The sequence below is a fragment of the Clostridium sp. genome (assembly GCF_050717635.1).
In the GTDB taxonomy this organism is placed as follows: Bacteria; Bacillota; Clostridia; order Clostridiales; family Clostridiaceae; genus Clostridium_AD.
The window spans coordinates 38,395-56,863 of the sequence record NZ_JBOITO010000020.1; the positions used below are offsets into that span (position 1 = coordinate 38,395).

The 18,469-nt window shown below is 29.6% G+C and carries 18 protein-coding genes; 4 read left to right on the forward strand and 14 right to left on the reverse strand.

The genetic code is table 11. The annotated features are described in order from the left end of the window. Nucleotides 1–170 precede the first annotated feature (170 nt). On the forward strand, nt 171–1,346 hold the full coding sequence (locus ACREWB_RS09795; protein ID WP_431547269.1) for a class I SAM-dependent rRNA methyltransferase: 1,176 nt from the start codon (nt 171–173) through the stop codon (nt 1,344–1,346). 64 nt (nt 1,347–1,410) lie between these two features. On the opposite strand, the gene ACREWB_RS09800 is transcribed toward ACREWB_RS09795, so the two are convergent. The 3 genes from ACREWB_RS09800 to ACREWB_RS09810 all read right to left on the reverse strand — a co-directional run bounded on the left by ACREWB_RS09800 (nt 1,411) and on the right by ACREWB_RS09810 (nt 4,407). Beyond that, a complete protein-coding gene (locus tag ACREWB_RS09800; RefSeq protein WP_431547270.1) occupies nt 1,411–2,982 on the reverse strand; it encodes a hypothetical protein in 1,572 nt (523 codons plus the stop codon). A gap of 23 nt (nt 2,983–3,005) precedes the next feature. After that, nucleotides 3,006–3,557: an RNA polymerase sigma factor gene (locus ACREWB_RS09805; RefSeq protein WP_431547271.1), complete on the reverse strand. Its 552-nt coding sequence runs from the start codon at nt 3,555–3,557 to the stop codon at nt 3,006–3,008. Nucleotides 3,558–3,702: 145 nt separating this feature from the next. Continuing rightward, nucleotides 3,703–4,407 carry a 2-phosphosulfolactate phosphatase family protein gene (locus tag ACREWB_RS09810; protein WP_431547272.1) on the reverse strand — a complete coding sequence of 235 codons (705 nt, stop codon included), beginning with the start codon at nt 4,405–4,407 and terminating at the stop codon, nt 3,703–3,705. Nucleotides 4,408–4,549: 142 nt separating this feature from the next. Here ACREWB_RS09810 and ACREWB_RS09815 point away from each other — a divergent pair, with 142 nt between their 5' ends. After that, nucleotides 4,550–5,485, forward strand: a complete 936-nt coding sequence (locus ACREWB_RS09815; RefSeq protein ID WP_431547273.1) for a transposase — start codon at nt 4,550–4,552, stop codon at nt 5,483–5,485. Between the two features lie 317 nt (nt 5,486–5,802). Here ACREWB_RS09815 and ACREWB_RS09820 read toward each other — a convergent pair whose 3' ends face one another. From ACREWB_RS09820 to ACREWB_RS09835, 4 genes are all read right to left on the reverse strand, one after another. Then, nucleotides 5,803–6,750 (reverse strand): PucR family transcriptional regulator, encoded by a 948-nt coding sequence (locus ACREWB_RS09820; RefSeq protein WP_431547274.1) that lies wholly within the window; start codon nt 6,748–6,750, stop codon nt 5,803–5,805. A 12-nt stretch (nt 6,751–6,762) separates the two neighbouring features. Then, on the reverse strand, nt 6,763–7,872 hold the full coding sequence (locus ACREWB_RS09825; protein ID WP_431547275.1) for an ABC transporter ATP-binding protein: 1,110 nt from the start codon (nt 7,870–7,872) through the stop codon (nt 6,763–6,765). Nucleotides 7,873–8,006: 134 nt separating this feature from the next. Further along, nucleotides 8,007–8,936 (reverse strand): tRNA modification radical SAM protein MnmL/YtqA, encoded by a 930-nt coding sequence (gene mnmL, locus ACREWB_RS09830; RefSeq protein WP_431547276.1) that lies wholly within the window; start codon nt 8,934–8,936, stop codon nt 8,007–8,009. A gap of 121 nt (nt 8,937–9,057) precedes the next feature. Next, nucleotides 9,058–10,140 (reverse strand): hypothetical protein, encoded by a 1,083-nt coding sequence (locus ACREWB_RS09835; RefSeq protein ID WP_431547277.1) that lies wholly within the window; start codon nt 10,138–10,140, stop codon nt 9,058–9,060. 215 nt (nt 10,141–10,355) lie between these two features. Here ACREWB_RS09835 and ACREWB_RS09840 point away from each other — a divergent pair, with 215 nt between their 5' ends. Next, a complete protein-coding gene (locus tag ACREWB_RS09840; RefSeq protein ID WP_431547409.1) occupies nt 10,356–11,432 on the forward strand; it encodes a YkvI family membrane protein in 1,077 nt (358 codons plus the stop codon). Between the two features lie 88 nt (nt 11,433–11,520). Continuing rightward, entirely contained in the window at nt 11,521–12,459 is a 939-nt protein-coding gene (locus ACREWB_RS09845) for a radical SAM protein (protein ID WP_431547278.1), read from the forward strand. A gap of 74 nt (nt 12,460–12,533) precedes the next feature. Here ACREWB_RS09845 and ACREWB_RS09850 read toward each other — a convergent pair whose 3' ends face one another. From ACREWB_RS09850 to murI, 7 genes are all read right to left on the reverse strand, one after another. Next, nucleotides 12,534–13,199, reverse strand: coding sequence for a phosphatase PAP2 family protein (locus ACREWB_RS09850; RefSeq protein ID WP_431547279.1), 666 nt, complete (start codon nt 13,197–13,199; stop codon nt 12,534–12,536). Between the two features lie 30 nt (nt 13,200–13,229). Then, the gene (locus tag ACREWB_RS09855) at nt 13,230–15,029 is read right to left on the reverse strand and encodes a heme NO-binding domain-containing protein (RefSeq protein WP_431547280.1); all 1,800 of its coding nucleotides are present in this window, start codon (nt 15,027–15,029) and stop codon (nt 13,230–13,232) included. Between the two features lie 134 nt (nt 15,030–15,163). Next, nucleotides 15,164–15,829, reverse strand: coding sequence for a S24 family peptidase (locus ACREWB_RS09860; protein ID WP_431547281.1), 666 nt, complete (start codon nt 15,827–15,829; stop codon nt 15,164–15,166). Between the two features lie 117 nt (nt 15,830–15,946). Further along, entirely contained in the window at nt 15,947–16,324 is a 378-nt protein-coding gene (locus ACREWB_RS09865; protein WP_431547282.1) for a DUF3783 domain-containing protein, read from the reverse strand. Between the two features lie 30 nt (nt 16,325–16,354). After that, on the reverse strand, nt 16,355–16,870 hold the full coding sequence (locus ACREWB_RS09870; RefSeq protein WP_431547283.1) for a peptidylprolyl isomerase: 516 nt from the start codon (nt 16,868–16,870) through the stop codon (nt 16,355–16,357). A gap of 136 nt (nt 16,871–17,006) precedes the next feature. After that, nucleotides 17,007–17,447, reverse strand: a complete 441-nt coding sequence (locus tag ACREWB_RS09875; protein ID WP_431547284.1) for a hypothetical protein — start codon at nt 17,445–17,447, stop codon at nt 17,007–17,009. Nucleotides 17,448–17,636: 189 nt separating this feature from the next. Further along, nucleotides 17,637–18,419, reverse strand: a complete 783-nt coding sequence (gene murI / locus ACREWB_RS09880; RefSeq protein WP_431547285.1) for a glutamate racemase — start codon at nt 18,417–18,419, stop codon at nt 17,637–17,639. Nucleotides 18,420–18,469: the final 50 nt, after the last annotated feature.

Genomic DNA, 18,469 nt, shown 5'->3' on the forward strand with positions numbered 1-18,469 from the left:
TAAAAATGACACATATATAAGTGTAATTTATAACTCCTATAATGTCAAAAGAATTTTATGGATTTTATATTACAATTTACTTCAGTGTGGTATACTACTATAGATAAATAGGGTAATATTTATTATTAAAAATTAATTTATGCCCCTAAAAAGTACAGGAGGGATTTAATATGACTTGTAAATTTTACTTATATAGAGGTAAAGGTAGAAATGCAGAAAGTGGACATCTTTGGATATATGCTAATGAAGTTGAATACTTTGATGGTGAATATGAAAATGGTGATATAATTGAGGTATATAATTTCAGACAAGAATTTATAGGAAAAGGCTTTATAAATGATGCTTCTAAAATTGCCATACGAATAATGACTAGAGACATACACGAAGAAATAAATGAAGATTTTTTTAGAAAGAAGCTACGCGCTGCATCTGACTACCGAAAAACGGTTATAGATTATTCTAGCTGTAGATTCTTATTTGGAGAAGCAGATTTTGTACCTGGAATGATTATAGATAAATATGAAGACTATTATGTTATTCAATCACTAGCGCTAGGTATAGATAAATATAAAGATATAATTGTTAAGTTACTAACTAAGGAATATGGCGCAAAAGGTGTGTATGAGAGAAGTGATGCTAGAGTTCGAGAGCTTGAAGGTATGGAACAAACAAAAGGGTTCTTAACAGAGCCATTTGACACTAACATAGAAATTGTTGAAAACGGAGTTAAGTATATTGTTGATATAGAAAACGGTCAAAAGACTGGATTTTTCTTAGATCAAAAAGAAAATAGAGCTGCTATACATAGATTATGCAAGAATGCTGACGTTTTGGATTGTTTTACCCACACAGGTTCTTTTGCTCTTAATGCTGGTATAGCTGGAGCCAAAAGTGTACTTGGAGTAGATATTTCTGAATATGCAGTAGAATATTCCAGAAAAAATGCTGAGCTTAACGGGCTTTCAGATATAGTTAAATTCGAATGCCATAATGCTTTTGATGTTTTGCGTCAATGGTCAAGAGAAGGAAGACAATATGATGTAGTTATCCTTGACCCTCCAGCCTTTACAAAATCACGTTCTACTGTAGATGGCGCAACAAGAGGATATAAAGAGATTAACCTACGTGGTATTAAATTAGTTAAACCAGGCGGATATTTTGTAACCTGCTCTTGTTCTCATTTTATGAAACCTGATTTGTTTAGAGACACAATAGCAGATGCAGCAAGCGATGCTAAAAGAACACTTAGACAAGTAGAGTTTAGAACTCAATCAGCAGATCATCCTATACTGTGGAATTCTGATGAATCTTACTATTTAAAATTTTTCGTGTTCCAAGTGGTTTAAAATTAAAAAATAGTGTATTACTTGAGCCGGTTAGTACCTTAACCAGCTCACATAATTCTAAAATTTATTTCTTTAACCCCATGTTATATAATTCTTTTAATGTTATATTCTTAAATTCATTATCAATATCTTTCTCATTTACTTTAATACCATTTTCCTTACTCCACTGCTGCCATGATTTTTTGGTTACTTCCATAAAGCTTTCCCCTGTTAAAGATAACAGTCTACTAGTTTTATTTTCAAGCATCCACACTCCACATATTTCCCCATTTAAACCTATGGATATTACATCAAAAGTTTTTGATGTATCACCGTTTTTATTAACACCACATCCCTTTACATCAACTGTTTTGCCACTTAAGATGGATATATCATAGCCCATAGCCTTAGATAGCTCATTACAATATTGCAAATATTGTTCTTTAAGTTCTGAACTGTCCACAAAATTTTGTGGGATTTCTATTTCAAAATCAAATCCACTATTCACAATAACGTTATAGTTATAGCTTTTAAGTAATGCCTCTAGACTTTTAGTTTGATTTAATGAACTTGATTCTTCCTCTTTGTTCATAAACTTAATATCCAGTTTAACTAATACATCATCCACACCAGCAGTACTACAGTTATATGCCTTAGCCATTGATTTTAAGTTTACAATTAATTTACTATCATTCTGATTTTTAATAATTTCATACCCACTAATATATTCATTATCAGAAATATTGTACTTCGCATTTATAAGTTTTTCATCTATTTCGCAATCTTTAAATTCTAGAACTAATTGATTTTTATCCTTTATATAGTTAGTGGTTGTAACTGGAACAGCACTATAAGCTGCAAGAAACATAGATTCTTTTCCTGGCGCTGGGCTAAAAGTTACACTAAATAATTCTCCTAAGATATCAACTTTTGAAATCATATCAGAATTTTTTTCACCAAACTTTATACTCTCTTCTACATTGAAAAAGGCAGGTTCTATAACACCTTTGAAACTTCCTTCAGTGTTAGCAATTTGTTTTATCCTAATATATCTAACATAATATGGTGTTGACCAGCTGGGAGTCTCAGCTTCCTTGCCACCCTCAAAGAACAAAATTTCATTTTCATTTACTATTTGAATTAGTTTAGAAAATCCACTTGTTACTATTTCGTCTTTGTGTCCAGTTTTCAAATTATACAAATCAAAACTTGTACCATCATATTCTCGTTTATATTGGACTAACACATAATTATCCTCAAATTCATTTGTGCTTACGACTTGTTTATAATTAGCTTTTATCCTCTCTATTGCTAGGTTTACACTATTATTTACTTCCTCTATTGTATCTTTTGTTTTTATAGAATCTACATATTCATATTTTTTATAATATTTAGTATAATGAACTATACTTAAAGGAATTCCAACAACTATTGCTATTAATAGACCAACTTCAATAATATCTTTATAATTAAATGGCAACTTAAAATTCTTCATAAAGGAATTTACTCTTAGCTTAATGCGTTCACTAATTTTACTTTCTCTCTTGTCTATTTCACATTCTATTTTATTCAATAATTTATCATACTCATAAGGATTTAAATTTGCATTTTTTTCTTCACTCTCTATAGATTTTCTTATTATTTCATTAAGTTTCATATATCTTCTCCCCTATGTATTAATTATATTATTTTAGCTACTCTGTCTTTCAAATACTTTTTACCATGGAATAATCTTGATTTTACAGTACCTTCAGCACATTTCATTACATTTGCAATTTCTTTAATCGACAATTCATTGTAGTAAAATAAAGTTAATGAAATTCGTTGATGCTCTGGAAGTTCGTATAATACATTCATTACTTCCTTACATAATTCTTGATTCACTATTATGTTTTCCGGAGTATTTATTTCATTATCTTGTATATCAGTATAGGTATCATAGTTTTCATTTACATTTATTGTATTTATTTTATTCTCTTTTTTAATAAATTTTCTACAGCAGTTCATCGTAATCCTATATAACCATACCTCAAAAGCGCCAGTATGCTTTAAATCTCTTATCTTTAGATATACTTGAATAAAAACCTCCTGAAGCACATCTTCCGATGCTGTTTTATCCTTTAAAATAATGTAACTCATTCTATACACTTTTTCTCTATACGTATCAAACAATTCCTTAAAAGCCTCTCTATCTTTAGTTTTTATTCTTTGCATAAGCTGTTCACTAATCAAAACGTTCCCCCTTTTTCCACCACAACAATTTACTTTACATATATAAGATACCATTAATTAATAAAAAGTTTAAAATTAAATGAGTTTATTCATAAAATTTACGAAAAAAAATACAGTGCCTTCTTTATACAGCACCGTATTTCTCTTAAACTATAATTCCATTCATATATTCTGGAACATTATCTATAATATCTTTTCTACAGCAGTAGTCTAAATCTGCTTCGAGACCTAATTCCATAATCTTTTTATAGTGACTTGCATACTTTATAAAACTGTATATATCTTCATTGTTTTCATAAATATAATGCGAAGTAACAGCAATATCTGATAGATCTGCTTCTATTTCTTTTAACACACAATTGATTATGTACCCACTACATAAAAAATCATCTATAGAAAATTCACCATAAGTCCCCGCATTGACTATCACAACATCATTTTTTAACTCTATTATTCTCTTTGCAGCAGCCTTGGCATTTAGCATGGCACCTATTAAGATGTTACTAGCACCAACACATCCTTTTATAGCTTTAGTCCCATTAGTAGTAGTCATCACAAGAGTTTTGCCTTCAATGGTATCTCTCGTGTATTCTAAAGGAGAATTTGAATAATGAAACCCCTCTATTTTCAATGCATTTCTTTCTCCCCCTAGCATAAACCCCACTTTGCTATTTTTCACAATATCAGCTGCATCCTCAACTGTTAAAACAGGAATCACACCTTTGCATCCGTTATTGAGTGCCGTAATTATTACACTAGTTGCCCTAAGCATATCTATTACTATCACCGTTTTATTTTCTATTTTTTCGTTTTTTATATCATCGGCAGAAACTATTATATCTATTTTCATATTATTTTCACTCCCTCTATGCAATTATAAATTAGTTGGGGACGGTTAACAAGTTTTTAAGCAATTAGCACAAAAACATGAATATCATTTCACTCCAATGGCAATAATTTAAAGGAAATCTTATGAGTAGAGGTGATATTCCATGGCAAGAATGGCAAGATTAAAAGCAGCTGACGCTATATATCATATTATGTGCAAAAGTATCAGCGAGGTAAATTTATATAGGGATTCCGAAGATAAGAAAAAGTATTTATCCCTTGTGAAGAAGTACAAAGAACTACACAGTGTTAAAATTTACGGGTACTGTCTTATGGATAACCATGTACATTTATTAGTTGATTCCAATGGCGCAGATATATCAAAAGTAATGCATGGAATAAATTTTTCTTATGCAATGTACTTTAATAAAAAATATAAAAGAGATGGACATCTTTTTAAAGGTAGGTTTAAAAGCATAATAGTTGATAATGACCTATACTTAAAGACCGTATCATTATATATACATAATAACCCTTCCAGTATATGTGAATTTAAAGATTGTCCTGAAAAATATGCATTTTCTAGTTTGGGAATATTTATTGGGAAAAGACGAGATCATTTCAATATAGTTGATTTTAGATTTATAATGAGTTTTTTTAGCAATAACCTTTACACTGCAAGGAAAAGTTACTATAGCCTCGTTAATGGATGCACTGACGAAAAACTAAAAGAAGAATTTGAATTTGAAGATGAAAAAACAGAATATAGAAGTGGCCGAAAAATACTTACAACAAATTATACCCCTAAAGATGTAATTGAATTTATAGCATCAAAGATGAATATCTCTGCGCTTAATTTTTTTACTAAATACAATCGAAAGCTTGTAGACGCAAAAGCCTTAACAGTTGTTTTAATGCGGCGGTTCTGCTATTTAAAATTTAGCGATATATCTGACTCCCTTGGAAATATTACTCAAGCTAGAGTTTCTCAATTAACTAGCATTGGTATTAAATTAATTGAGTCCGAGCAAAAATATGAAAATATTATAGAAGAATTTATCGAATTTTATTCTTATTATGAATTCAACTATACAATATAAGCTATATGTTTTTTAATCAATTATTTCAAATAAAAAATTTTATATTTAATAGGCAGAAAATTAATTTTAGCTAGATTTGGACAAGCATTCAAATATATAACACTTTAACTAATCAAATTGTAAGTCCAATGAAAATATATGGTTAATAATACATTTAGCAATGAGCAGGTACAAGCCTTTAATAAAACTTTGAAATAAACTCTAAGATTAAATACTTGTTAACCGTCCCCTTATTTTTGATTACCTTGATTTCCCTTAATTAAAAAAAACTCTGTTTTTACATAATGTAAAAACAGAGTTTCAAATTAATTATATATTTATTCCTTATTTTCTTTCCATATTAAAAAGGCAATAAGGAACACAGAGGCATCTTTAAATTCCCTGATATCAAAATTGGTTTCTTTTTTAATTTTGTCCAACCTATAAATCAGAGTATTCCTATGAACATATAGTTTTCTAGCAGCATCACTAATGTTAAGACCACAATTTACAAACTGCTCAATAGTCACTATCATTTCACTATCTAGAGCATCGAATTTGTCTTTTAACATCCCTAACAATTCCTGCTTAATTTTGTTATCTACGTTATATACAATTTTCTCAAATAGCATTTTATTGTAATTAAATATATGATCCTTTATATCGAATTTTTTCCCAAGTTCCATACATTGTGCGGCATCAGTATAAGCTTTCTTAATTCCTTTTATATCATAAGTTTTATCTCCATAACTTACATAACAATTACAATAAAGATCTGATGAAATAGATTCTTTTATACTTTCTGCATGTTCCTCTATTTCAGCAAAATCACCAACTACAAGGATACTATCTTTATATATTAAGCTTACTACTGGCTCGTTATCATATATTTGTTTTATTATGTTAAGAGATTCATACTTACTACCATCTACGCTTATTAATAGTATATAACACCCATTTTTAAGAAAAGGTAAATTAAGAACAATATTGTCAATAGAAATTTCTCTATTTTCCAAAATATCAATTACCGCTTGTTCTTTAGTTAAAAAATTCTGGGTATAATTATTTTCGATAATATATTTAAGTAAGGATGTACAATTTTCATACTTCTCCTCTAAACTGATTATACCTTTAACACGTCCAAGCATAATAGTAAAGTTAGTTATATGTGAATTTTCAATATCTAAGTCACTAACATATAATGCAATACCATCTTCCGTAACTACATTAAATGGTATGTTTGATGAATGACTCAAATCCTTCAGGAATTCAGTGAAATTGTACATATTGAATTCCCCCTATACTATAGTCATTTCTGTGTCTTTATCAAAAACATGGATTTTATTTGTATCTAAAGCAATTTTAATTTTATCTCCAACTTTGGCATTAGATGATCCGTTAACTCTAGCTACAATACTTGTATCTCCTTTTGACATATAAATATTAGTTTCTGCACCCATATGCTCTGAGACTTCAACTTGCGCTTCTATAACTGAATCTTTGTTTTTTTCAAGGAATAAAACATTATCATCGATATCTTCAGGTCTAATACCCATTATAACAGTTTTACCAATATAAGATTTTTCTTTTATTATTTGAGCTTTATCCTTTGGTAATATTATAGTTTCATCATTAAAAGTAAGAACTACTTCCCCATTTTGCTCTAAAACTTTAGTTTCCATAAAGTTCATTTGAGGACTTCCTATAAATCCAGCAACGAACATATTAACTGGGTGCTCATATATGTTATTAGGTGTATCTACTTGTTGAGCAAGTCCATCTTTCATTACAACTATTCTTGTACCCATTGTCATAGCTTCAGTTTGGTCATGAGTTACATATATAAAAGTTGTTTGAAGTTTATGATGAAGTTTTGCTATTTCTGTTCTCATTTGAACTCTTAGTTTAGCATCTAAGTTTGATAGCGGTTCGTCCATTAAAAACACCTTTGGATTTCTAACTATTGCTCTTCCAAGTGCTACTCTTTGTCTTTGTCCACCTGATAGTGCCTTTGGCTTTCTATCGAGTAAATGTTCTATATCAAGTGTTTTAGCTACATCTGTAACTTTTTGTTTTATTTCATCTTTTGGCATTTTTCTTAGTTTTAATCCAAAAGCCATGTTATCATATACTGTCATATGAGGATATAATGCATAGTTTTGGAAAACCATAGCTATGTCTCTATCCTTAGGTGCCATATCATTTACTAGTTTATCACCAATATATATTTCACCCTCTGTGATTTCTTCAAGACCTGCTATCATTCTTAAGGTCGTTGATTTACCACACCCTGATGGTCCTACGAAAACTATAAATTCTTTATCTTCTATTTCAAGATTAAAATCTTTTACCGCTGTTACGTTTCCAGTATAAACCTTGAATATGTGCCTTAATGATAAATTTGACATAATTTATTCCTCCTACATATACATTTTAAATGCTTTTCAATATACATACATTGTAATCCTTTAAATTATATTTATCTATTCGCAAAACACCCAAAAGTCATAAAGTTAATTTGTAGAAAGACACAAATGCTCTCTTAAATTTTAAAATTAACTCCTTGATATATATCTAATTCCTTTAATTTATTATCTATACCATTTAAAACTTCCCATTTTTTTAAACTCCACATAGGACCTATTAATAGTTCCCTTGGCGCATCGCCTGTTAATCTATGGATAACCATATTAGGTGGAATCCTAGTGATTGCCTTGCAAATTGTATCAGTATATTCTTCTTGTTCTAGAAATTTTAGTTTTCCACTTTTATATAACTCAGTCATCTGTGTATTCTCTATAAGATAAAGCAAATGCATTTTTATACCCTTTATATCTTTACTAGCTACATAATCTATTGTCTTTAACATATCTAATGCACTTTCACCAGGAAGACCAAAAATAGTATGCACCACCACATCAATATTTCTCTCATTAAGATTTTTGAGTGCCTCTTCAAACTTTGATAATTTATATCCTCTATTAATGATTTTTGCACTTTCATCGTTACAAGTTTGAAGCCCTAATTCAATCCATGTGTATATTTTATGCGAATATTCTTCTATAAGATCTAACACATCATCACCTAAACAATCCGGTCGAGTAGCTATAGCAAGTGCCACAACACCATCTTGTGATACTGCTTCCTCATATCTTTTTCTTAAAACTTCTATTGGTCCATAAGTACTAGTATAAGCTTGAAAATAAGCAATATACTTTTCTGATCTCCATTTTTTACTCATCATATGTTTTATGTCTTCAAATTGTTTTTTAATAGTAAATTCTCTATTTCCAGCAAAATCTCCTGATCCCTTTTCGCTACAAAATAAACATCCTCCACTACTAATGGTTCCATCTCTATTGGGACATGAAAATCCGCCATCAAGCGATATCTTAAAAACCTTACCGTGAAACTTCTCTCTTAAAAAATAATTCAAACTATGATATCTTTTGTCACCCCATGCACTCTGCATTAATCTCTTCCTTCCTCTATGTAAGGTATAAATTAAAATGACTAGTTACTAAACTAGTCATTTTAATTAATTTACTAACTTCATACTAATTATACCTTATAGTATAGCACGCCAGCGTTAATTATAATTTATCTACGGTAAAAGTCTTTAGATCTAATTTCCATTTACCAACAATATCAATTTCCGAACTATTAAGTTTTGATTTAGGTATCACTTCATACGTCATAATATCCTCACCGAAGGATGAAAATACTATTTCCACATTTTCTATAGGATAATCTTTTTCAAAATTAACAGGAATCATATCTCCATTGTCTACTTTGTAAATCCTAATACACTTACCCATGTCCTCTTTAATGTATTGAACAAGAAGAAATTTTTCATTTAATGAGAAGGTCATAAAATCCACTTTACAATCCAGCAATAAATCAACTGGAATTAACTCTTTACCAATTGGTTTCTCCTTAGCTACTTCTCCAGATCCGCCTCCTTCTACTCCCGAAGCTCCACCAGAATTATCCGCAGCATCTCCTTGAACTGCTAGCGACTCATCAATATTAACAATACCTATAAAGGAATTTTTATTATAAGTACTAACTGCAAGTTTTTCTCCTTCATAGCTAAAATTTATGGAACTAAATTTTTTTATTGGTACTATTATTTTATAAAGACTTGCTGCATCTTCACTAGAGTATGCATATTTGGGAAGCCCTGCTTCATCAATTATTAAATTAGTTTTTACATTTTTCTTATCTCTATATCTAATACCTATACCATCAACGAAAGCTTCCTTTTCCGGATTACTAGTAATCTCACTTATTTTGTATTCAGCTCCATCTTTAACGATTTTAATAGAATATTCATCAAGGCATGACTGTGAACTAACCATGGATGTCCTTGTAACTCTAACCTTAAAAATCCCACTACGCCCAACTTCATTACTTTCTGTAACTTTATAACCCTTTACCTTCATATCGTTAATTGGCATATTTAAAGCTTTTACAATCAAATCCTTAGTATATAGTTTTTTTCCATTTTCATAATCTTCTTTCATAATTAATTTCATATAATTTTCAACTACATTGGTCGCAGTTTGAATTTCAAAAGTGTTAGTTTGTACTTTTTCCTCTTCCTCATCTTTTGTGCACGCTGTAAAAGACAAAACAAATACCATTATTAATAAACAGCTTAAGAACTTTTTCAATATTTCCACTCCCTCTAAATGAATTTTAATTCAATAATATTGATTATAACTGCTCTCATATTCAAGGTTTACAAAGTTAGATTTATTATAGTTTCCCTATAAATAAAGTTTTAATTTATAAAATCGTTATTTATTATTAAATATTATACATATATTTATAAAGACAAGCATTTTATTTAAGTATAACCTTAATTTAATAATTTTATGGAGGAGATATTTTGAAAAAAACAATTGGTCCAATATTTCAAATTGCTGCTGTATTTATCGGTACCATAGTGGGTGCCGGACTTGCTTCCGGGCAGGAAATAACTCAATTTTTCAGTACTTATGGATATATAAGCTTTTGGGGTATTCTGATATGTTGTTTAATTTATATTATAATAAGTTCTATTATAATTTCTATTAGTGTAAACAATAATATAAGTTCCTATACAGAGCTTATAACTCTTGTAAGTCCAGGTTTTTTTGGTAGCATTACAGACATTTTTACAAGTTTTTTCTTGATTAGCGGTGCTGCCATAATACTAGCTGGAAGCGGTGCACTCCTTCATCAATATTTTGGCATTTCAAAATGGGTAGGAATTTTACTCATGGCCATAATCTCTTTATATACGCTTCTTAAAGATACCAAAGGGTTAATAACTATAAATTCCTTTATAGTGCCATGTCTTATTACAATTATTATAACTATATTTGTTTTATACTTAGTATTTTATAGAGATATAGTAAGCGCCTCCTATATAAAACAAATTCCATCTTATAAAAATAATATAATTCCTGGTCAATGGTTTTTATCAGCCTTACTTTATGCTGGTTTTAATATGCTATGCTGTAGTGGCGTTCTAGTTCCTTTAAGTCAAGAAATGAAGCATAAACGTATTCTTATTCCTGGAGTTATAATAGGTGCACTAGTTCTAACCCTATTATGTTATTTAGTAAATGTAATGCTTTTATTAAACATACCTCAAATTTTCAAGTACGAAATTCCTCTCCTATACATAACACACCGCTTTGGTATGTTAATGCAAATTCTTCTACTTTGTGTAATATTTTGCGAAATGTTTTCAACTGAAGTTTCTGATATATATAGTGTAGGAAAAACCTTGGAGAAAAAATTTAATATATCTTATAAAAAAGCTGTAATTTTGATACTTATTATAGCTATACCTATTTCTCAAATTGGCTTTAGGAATTTAATAAAAGTCCTTTACCCTGGCTTTGGTGCAATAAGTCTTATTTTTTTAGTTCAATGTATTATATTTTATAGAAAAACTACTAAGAAGCGTAATTGACCTTATTTATAATGAGATGTACAATTCTTATATACATTCTATATATTATCTTAGATTCTACCGCTAGCTATACAAAAGGGAGATACCAATGATTAATAATGATACAGAAGAATTAAATGATTCATCTTTTTTAAGTCTACTAAAAAAATGCAATCTATGTCCTAGGAAATGTTATGCTAATAGATTAGAAGGAGAATTAGGCTTTTGCCGGTCTTCTAAGGAAATAAAAATAGCTAAAGTTTCCTTACACCAGTGGGAAGAACCCTGTGTTTCAGGGGTACTTGGCTCTGGCACTATATTTTTTTCTAATTGCAATCTAAAATGTGTGTTTTGTCAGAATCATAGCATAAGTAATGAAGGTTTCGGGAAAATAGTATCTATTAAAAGACTTAGTGAGATTTTTCTAGAGCAACAAAAAAAAGGAGCCCACAATATAAATTTAGTTACACCTACTCACTATGTACCCCAGATAATTGAAGCTTTAAAACTTGCTAAAGATAAGGGACTTAATATTCCTATTCTCTATAATTCAAATGGATATGAAAATGTGGACACCATTAAGGCACTTAGAGGATTTATTGATGTTTATTTACCTGATTTAAAGTACTATAAAGATAAATATGCAATTAAATATTCTGGAGCCCCTAATTATTTTAATACAGCCTCTAAAGCTATTACTGAAATGTTTTCCCAAGTAGGCAAAGTCAAATTCGACAGCAGCGGGATGATTCAAAGGGGGGTAATAATTAGGCACTTAATGCTACCTGGTTTATTATTTGACTCTAAAAAAATAATAGATTTTATATATACTACTTTTAATAACTCAGTATATATTAGCCTAATGAATCAGTATGTTCCTATGCATGAAGCGTATAAATATGCTGAAATAAACAAGCCCTTAAACCCTTATCATTACGATGTTTTAATTAATTACTGCTTAAGTATAGGTATCACAAAATGTTTTATTCAAGAAAGTGGAACTTCATCTAAAGATTTCGTACCAGAATTTGATCTAAGCGATGCGTAAAAATGGAAATTATAGTGTTTCATAACGGTGAAAAATCCCCATGATTAAAATCATGAGGATTTTTTAGGTAATAATTATTCTACGTATGTAGTAGATTTATCCTTATGAAAATAAAAATTTATATTCTTAAAGGAAAAATATAATACACAAGCGAATATTATACCTGCCGCCACATCAGCAAAATAATGCTGTTTTATAAACATAGTAGATATAATTATGGACATAGACATAATTATACAAATTATTTTAGTAAGTTTATTAACCTTTTCTGATGTATAAATATAAAAAGCTATTAATGTAGAATTCAAAACATGAATACTTGGGAACGCATTATAAGGATTATCCGCAGCATATAAATTAGAAACTAAATTGCTTAAGAAATCACTTCCTGCTATTATGGGCCTTGGAACATACGTTGGATAAAAGAAATAAATTACATAGCATGTAATCATGCCTATATTTATAGTTATAAGAAGTTTTAAATACCTTTCTTTATCTAATACGCATAAAATAGCCGAGAAAATTGCAATAAATACATACCAAGATACATAAGGTAATATAAAATACTTATTAAAAGGTATAAGATTGTCTACAAATGTAACCACTGAATTAGTACTTCCTCTATATTGATTTAATATTGGATAAGTCAAACTTATTAATGGTATGCTTAGTCCCCACAAACCACGTTTTATAATATCCTTCCATTCATAATCAAAGACTTTCTTTTGTAATTGTTCCATTTGCGACCCTCCTAACAGCTCTAATGAAAGCTATATTTTATATTTTCTAAGTTCATTTTTAAATGAGCTTGTTATCTTTTTAAATTCATATATACTATCAATAAGTTTCTTTATTTCACTAGTATAACTTCCAACACTTGCACTTACCTCTTCCGAAGATGCAGAACTCTCTTCCGCAATTGCAGCTAAAGACTCTATTGTCTCATATATGTTTGAAATAGATTCAGCTTCTCTATCTAAATCATTTATAGTATTTATCATTGATGTGGAAACTATTCTAACAGACATTGTAGCCTCATAACTTATATCTCTTACCTCTTCTAGCCCTTTCGTTTCATTTTGAAGAATATCATACTGGTCACCGATTTTAACAACAAGTGAATTTATATCCTTAACAAATTCAATTAGATTAGTATTAATTTCTTCTACAGCACTCTTGGACTGTTCTGCAAGCTTTCTAACCTCGTCTGCAACTACAGCAAATCCCCTACCTTGCTCACCTGCACGAGCAGCTTCAATAGACGCATTTAGAGCCAGCAGATTTGTTTGTTCAGAAATTTGAGAAACAATTGATACTATATTTGTTATGTCATGAGCCTTTGTCTCTAAACTAATGCCATTATCTTTAACCTCTTGAAATTTTTCTAATGTTCCAAGTATATTTTTACTTGTACTATCAACGTTTTCATAGCTATTATTTATTTTTACAATAGCCTTTTCTAATTCATCTTTATTATTGTTTTCATTTTTGACAATATCCTTAAGTGACCTTATATTATCATTTAAAATTAAAACAGCATTTTCAGTATTCTCTGCTTGGCTTACCGAACAGTTTGCCATTTGATCCACTACTCCTGATATATCTTCAGAGGTATTATTCATAATACTTGAGATTTTATTAATGTTTTCAGCGAATGTATCCATCTCGTCAGTTACGCCTTTAAACTCAACAAAATCTGCTCTAAATACTTTTTTATATTCCTTAAGTTTTAAATAAACCTCTTCATATTCATCTCCAGTTACTATATCTCCATCTTCAACATAATTATTACTATTTATTTGGTCTATAGTTTGTGAAATTAGAGTCATAGGTCTTCCCATTATAAAAGACGCAAGGCTTGAAGCTGCTCCAGATAATACAGCAAAACCTAATGTTTGTACTATATTCTCTCCTGTCATCAAGGCTACAGCTCCAAGGAAAGATATAATGAAAGTAACCATACCTACTTTAAAAGGTACCTTTTTAATAAACCCTAAAGATAGCATTTTATTAATTTTATATGTTTTTTTATAATAAATATCTTTATCAAATGTAAGTTTTAAACTCATACTATCCAAAGTTTTTTCTATTTGCTGAATTTCAATTTTCTCATTGAAATACTCACAAGTCCCATCTAAAAGTCCTAAAAAATAATCAAACATTGCCCTCTTAGAATTATAAGTAAAGATTGCCTCACGGCTTGAAATAGGTTTTATACCCACAAGTGGCGGTTTAGCTCCATCAATTTTTTTTGTCATTACTACATGTATATCAAATAGCGATTTTAAAAATGAATATACATTTTCAGTCTGAAAAAATGCAGGAAAATCTCTATGGAAAGCTGTTATATTATCTTTCCCTATGTTTCTCCACAATTTTTCAAGAGGTATATTTTGTTTTTTTGATATACTACCTATTATATTTTTAACCTGTCCATCATCTATGTTCTCTACAGGTGAAAATATTTTATGTGCACTCCATCCCACTGATTCCATTGCATTATCAACTACACCATCACCATAAAGCTTCCTACAAGTTTTCATCCATGTTGCTACTACTGTGCCTTTCATTATGTTAATCCCCCTCATTTTGTCCCTTATTAATTTCAAACTATTTAACTTACTAAGTTAGTATTATAATGAATAACCCCTACAAATTATAATATACTATATTATAAACTATGCATAGTGTTTTGTTAATAAGATTATAACTTAAACTCTACTCTATCTAGTTTTGCAATTACTACAATATCCTTATGATTAACTGTCTCAGTTCTGAGTGACGCTTTATTACTTATTAACAGTATTTTATTACTATCCAATTTCTTTATTTGCCTTAATACTCTCTCTCCATTATAATCCACAAGTGAAATAGCATTATTTTCTATTTCATGTGTTAAATGAGCAAACGCAATGTCTCCACTGCAAATTCTAAACCCAAGCATATCATCATTTTCTATTTCTAAAAACAGTACTTTATCTTGAGCATATCCGTCTATTTTATTTGATATTACGGGCATTTGTTTTATACCTATAGATTTAATCAAATCATATTTATAAATAGAAACATCTTTTAAAACCGAACTAAAAGCATCGTTCCAAACTTCTTTTACGTTTTGAACACTGGGTCTTTCAAATCTTGGCTTTCTTTCTTCTTCTCGGTCATCAGATTGAAAAGATACAGAAGTGTCTCCAATTTCTTCTCCTAAAATTTTAGAAATTTTTTCTATAAATTTTTCATTTATAACTTTTTTACCCATCTCAATATCATTAATAAAGCTTTCAGAAACTCCAATTTTTTTAGCTAGATTTTTCTGACTCACCGCTTTTGATTCTCTTACCTGTTTAATCTTATCTCCTATTCTGCTCATAACTCTCCGCCTTTCCAGTTTAATAGTCTTTGTAAATATCCTAGAAATTCAACTATCATTTATATTTTTCTATAAAATATAAATCTTCTGCATATGGCAGAAGATTTATATATTTTGTTATTTCTTTATTTTATATGCTTCTCTTTCCTCTATTAAATGCTCTAATAGGTAACCAATCGTCCATTTCATAGATGTTGGCGTCACCGCAGCTAGTATAGTGCTAGCACTTTTAGCTTCTCTTATATTATCAATTAAATCATATAGTTCCTTATCTTTATAATTATTAAATAAGAGTAATTTTTCAAGGGGTAATTCAATATTACACTCTTTAACTTCTATATTTTGCATTATATCTTTAATTGTTAAGTTTCCCATGTTTTTCTGGATTATTTTACAAGGTAATATATTGTGTTTTAACAGTACACTATTAAGTCTTTCCTCTTCCTCTTGAGTTAACCCATATGCAAGAATAAGCTTTTCATTAATGTAATTCATACCATCTTCCCCCTTACCGCCAATATTTATTTACATTTTCTGTGGTTCACTGTACTCAATTCCAAAAGTATCAACCGTCATACTTTCTATCTTTTGTTCTTCACGTGGTTTATCTCGAAAATCTCTTTCAGTCTTAGCTATTTCTAAAGCATTCTCCATGCCCTCAGTTACTTTACCAAATCCTGCATAACTTCCATCTAAATGATTAGAATCAGCTACCATAAGAAAGAACTGACTTCCTGCTGAATTTAAATCATTTGATCTAGCCATTGATAAAACACCAGTTGAATGCTTTAAATTATTTTTAAATTTATTAGAAGAAAACTCACCTTTTATTGAATATCCTGGTCCACCTACACCTGTTCCCTCAGGACATCCACCTTGAATCATAAATCCTGGTATTACTCTGTGAAAAGTAATTCCATTGTAAAATCCTTTATTTATAAGGCTAATAAAATTATTCACTGTATTAGGTGCCACTTCTGGGTACAATTCTGCTTTTATAACTTTACCATTTTCCATATTAATTGTTACTATTGGATTCATATCATTATCTCTCCTTTTATTATGTATTCATTATAAATTATATCACTTTTCATATGCAAATTATACATTTAACCATCTAAAAGAATAACTAGTATCTCTGCTGGCTATTCTTTTAGCCGTCTTGAATAGGAACGAACTAAATAACTTGCTGCTCTAGACTCATTTCCAAAACCAATTTTTCCTGAGGTTCCTCGAATTTTATATGAATATTTCCTCCAGGAAGTATTATTAAAAAATTATCTTCTAGCATATCTACCGCTTGATTTTTACCAATATTAAATATATCTATTACTAAGTTCTCAATAGGCTCAACCCCATCGTATTCATAGCCAACATCTATACTACCAAAGCTGGTAATATCATTTAACTGTTTATATTCGCTTGCAATGATTAGCTGAACAATATTTTTATTTTCTACAGATTTACACACTAGATGATTTACCACACATAAACAATTACTATGCACCGGATTGCTTACAATTATACAGTTGATTTTTTTGTTCTCTTGAATTTTTAAATCAAATATATCATGCCCTATGTGATGTTCGTCATTTTTTTTTAATTTAAATACTCTCATCTCATCACCTTATTTCCTCAGTTTTTTTTAAAATGCCTAATTTAGTTTATTCTGATAGTGATGATATTGCTATAATTAATTATACAATTTCTTTTATATAACCTCTTTAATACGTAACCCAAGAAACAAAAAAAACAGTCAAGCCCTATAAACTAGGTACAGACTGTTTTCACATGTATAATATATGTTTTAAATCAAATTTTTATTTAATAATTTATAGCTTAAATCTATCATAGTATTGTTGGTGCCCGAACTATATATAGTTATGATTCCCTTTGTTTTCTTTGCATTTAAAAGATTGCTTTTAATAAGCTGTCTTTTTAGTTGGTTTACCGTACCTACACTTCCATCTATTATAATAGTTTTATCACCAACAACTTTAGTTAATTCGCTTTTTATAAAAGGATAGTGAGTGCATCCTAGTACTATAGATGCTATATCTAAATGCATAAAATCCTTTAATTTGTCTTTTAGGTAGCTATTGATTTGCTCTCCCTCTATAATCCCATTTTCAATTAGTTCAACAAGCCCTGCACAGGGTAGAGATATTATATTAACTTCCTTATTATACTTCACCATTAAACCTTTAAACTTCTTTTCAGCTAAAGTCATGGGAGTAGCCATAATTATTACGCTTTTACCTAAACTTATTTCTACAGCTGGCTTTAGTGCTGGTTCTATCCCAATTATAGGTATGTCCTTATACTTTGCTCGGAGCTCATCTATTGCTGCACTAGTGGCTGTATTACAGGCAATTACTACTGCTTTTACCCCTTTATTTAAAAGAAAATCAACTGCATTAAAGGTTAATTTTTTAACTTCATTTACATCTTTAATTCCATATGGCGCATTTATTGAATCCCCAAAATACACAAAATCCTCATTTGGAAGTACTATAAGAGATTCATTTAACACACTTATTCCACCCACTCCCGAGTCAAAAAATCCTATTGGCTTTTCTTTATTATTCACCGTATCACCACCATATTAAATTTAATTATTAAACATATACTTTGTTTAAA

What these genes read in the sequence shown, in the direction of transcription:
- ACREWB_RS09850 (WP_431547279.1), bottom strand. Translation starts at nt 13,199, where the DNA reads ATGGAACAATTACAAAAGAAAGTCTTTGATTATGAATGGAAGGATATT.
- mnmL (WP_431547276.1), bottom strand. Translation starts at nt 8,936, where the DNA reads ATGCAGAGTGCATGGGGTGACAAAAGATATCATAGTTTGAATTATTTT.
- ACREWB_RS09800 (WP_431547270.1), bottom strand. Translation starts at nt 2,982, where the DNA reads ATGAAACTTAATGAAATAATAAGAAAATCTATAGAGAGTGAAGAAAAA.
- ACREWB_RS09810 (WP_431547272.1), bottom strand. Translation starts at nt 4,407, where the DNA reads ATGAAAATAGATATAATAGTTTCTGCCGATGATATAAAAAACGAAAAA.
- ACREWB_RS09855 (WP_431547280.1), bottom strand. Translation starts at nt 15,029, where the DNA reads ATGAAAGGCACAGTAGTAGCAACATGGATGAAAACTTGTAGGAAGCTT.
- ACREWB_RS09860 (WP_431547281.1), bottom strand. Translation starts at nt 15,829, where the DNA reads ATGAGCAGAATAGGAGATAAGATTAAACAGGTAAGAGAATCAAAAGCG.
- ACREWB_RS09825 (WP_431547275.1), bottom strand. Translation starts at nt 7,872, where the DNA reads ATGTCAAATTTATCATTAAGGCACATATTCAAGGTTTATACTGGAAAC.
- ACREWB_RS09870 (WP_431547283.1), bottom strand. Translation starts at nt 16,870, where the DNA reads ATGAATCCAATAGTAACAATTAATATGGAAAATGGTAAAGTTATAAAA.
- ACREWB_RS09820 (WP_431547274.1), bottom strand. Translation starts at nt 6,750, where the DNA reads ATGTACAATTTCACTGAATTCCTGAAGGATTTGAGTCATTCATCAAAC.
- ACREWB_RS09845 (WP_431547278.1), top strand. Translation starts at nt 11,521, where the DNA reads ATGATTAATAATGATACAGAAGAATTAAATGATTCATCTTTTTTAAGT.
- ACREWB_RS09875 (WP_431547284.1), bottom strand. Translation starts at nt 17,447, where the DNA reads ATGAGAGTATTTAAATTAAAAAAAAATGACGAACATCACATAGGGCAT.
- ACREWB_RS09865 (WP_431547282.1), bottom strand. Translation starts at nt 16,324, where the DNA reads ATGAATTACATTAATGAAAAGCTTATTCTTGCATATGGGTTAACTCAA.
- ACREWB_RS09815 (WP_431547273.1), top strand. Translation starts at nt 4,550, where the DNA reads ATGGCAAGAATGGCAAGATTAAAAGCAGCTGACGCTATATATCATATT.
- ACREWB_RS09795 (WP_431547269.1), top strand. Translation starts at nt 171, where the DNA reads ATGACTTGTAAATTTTACTTATATAGAGGTAAAGGTAGAAATGCAGAA.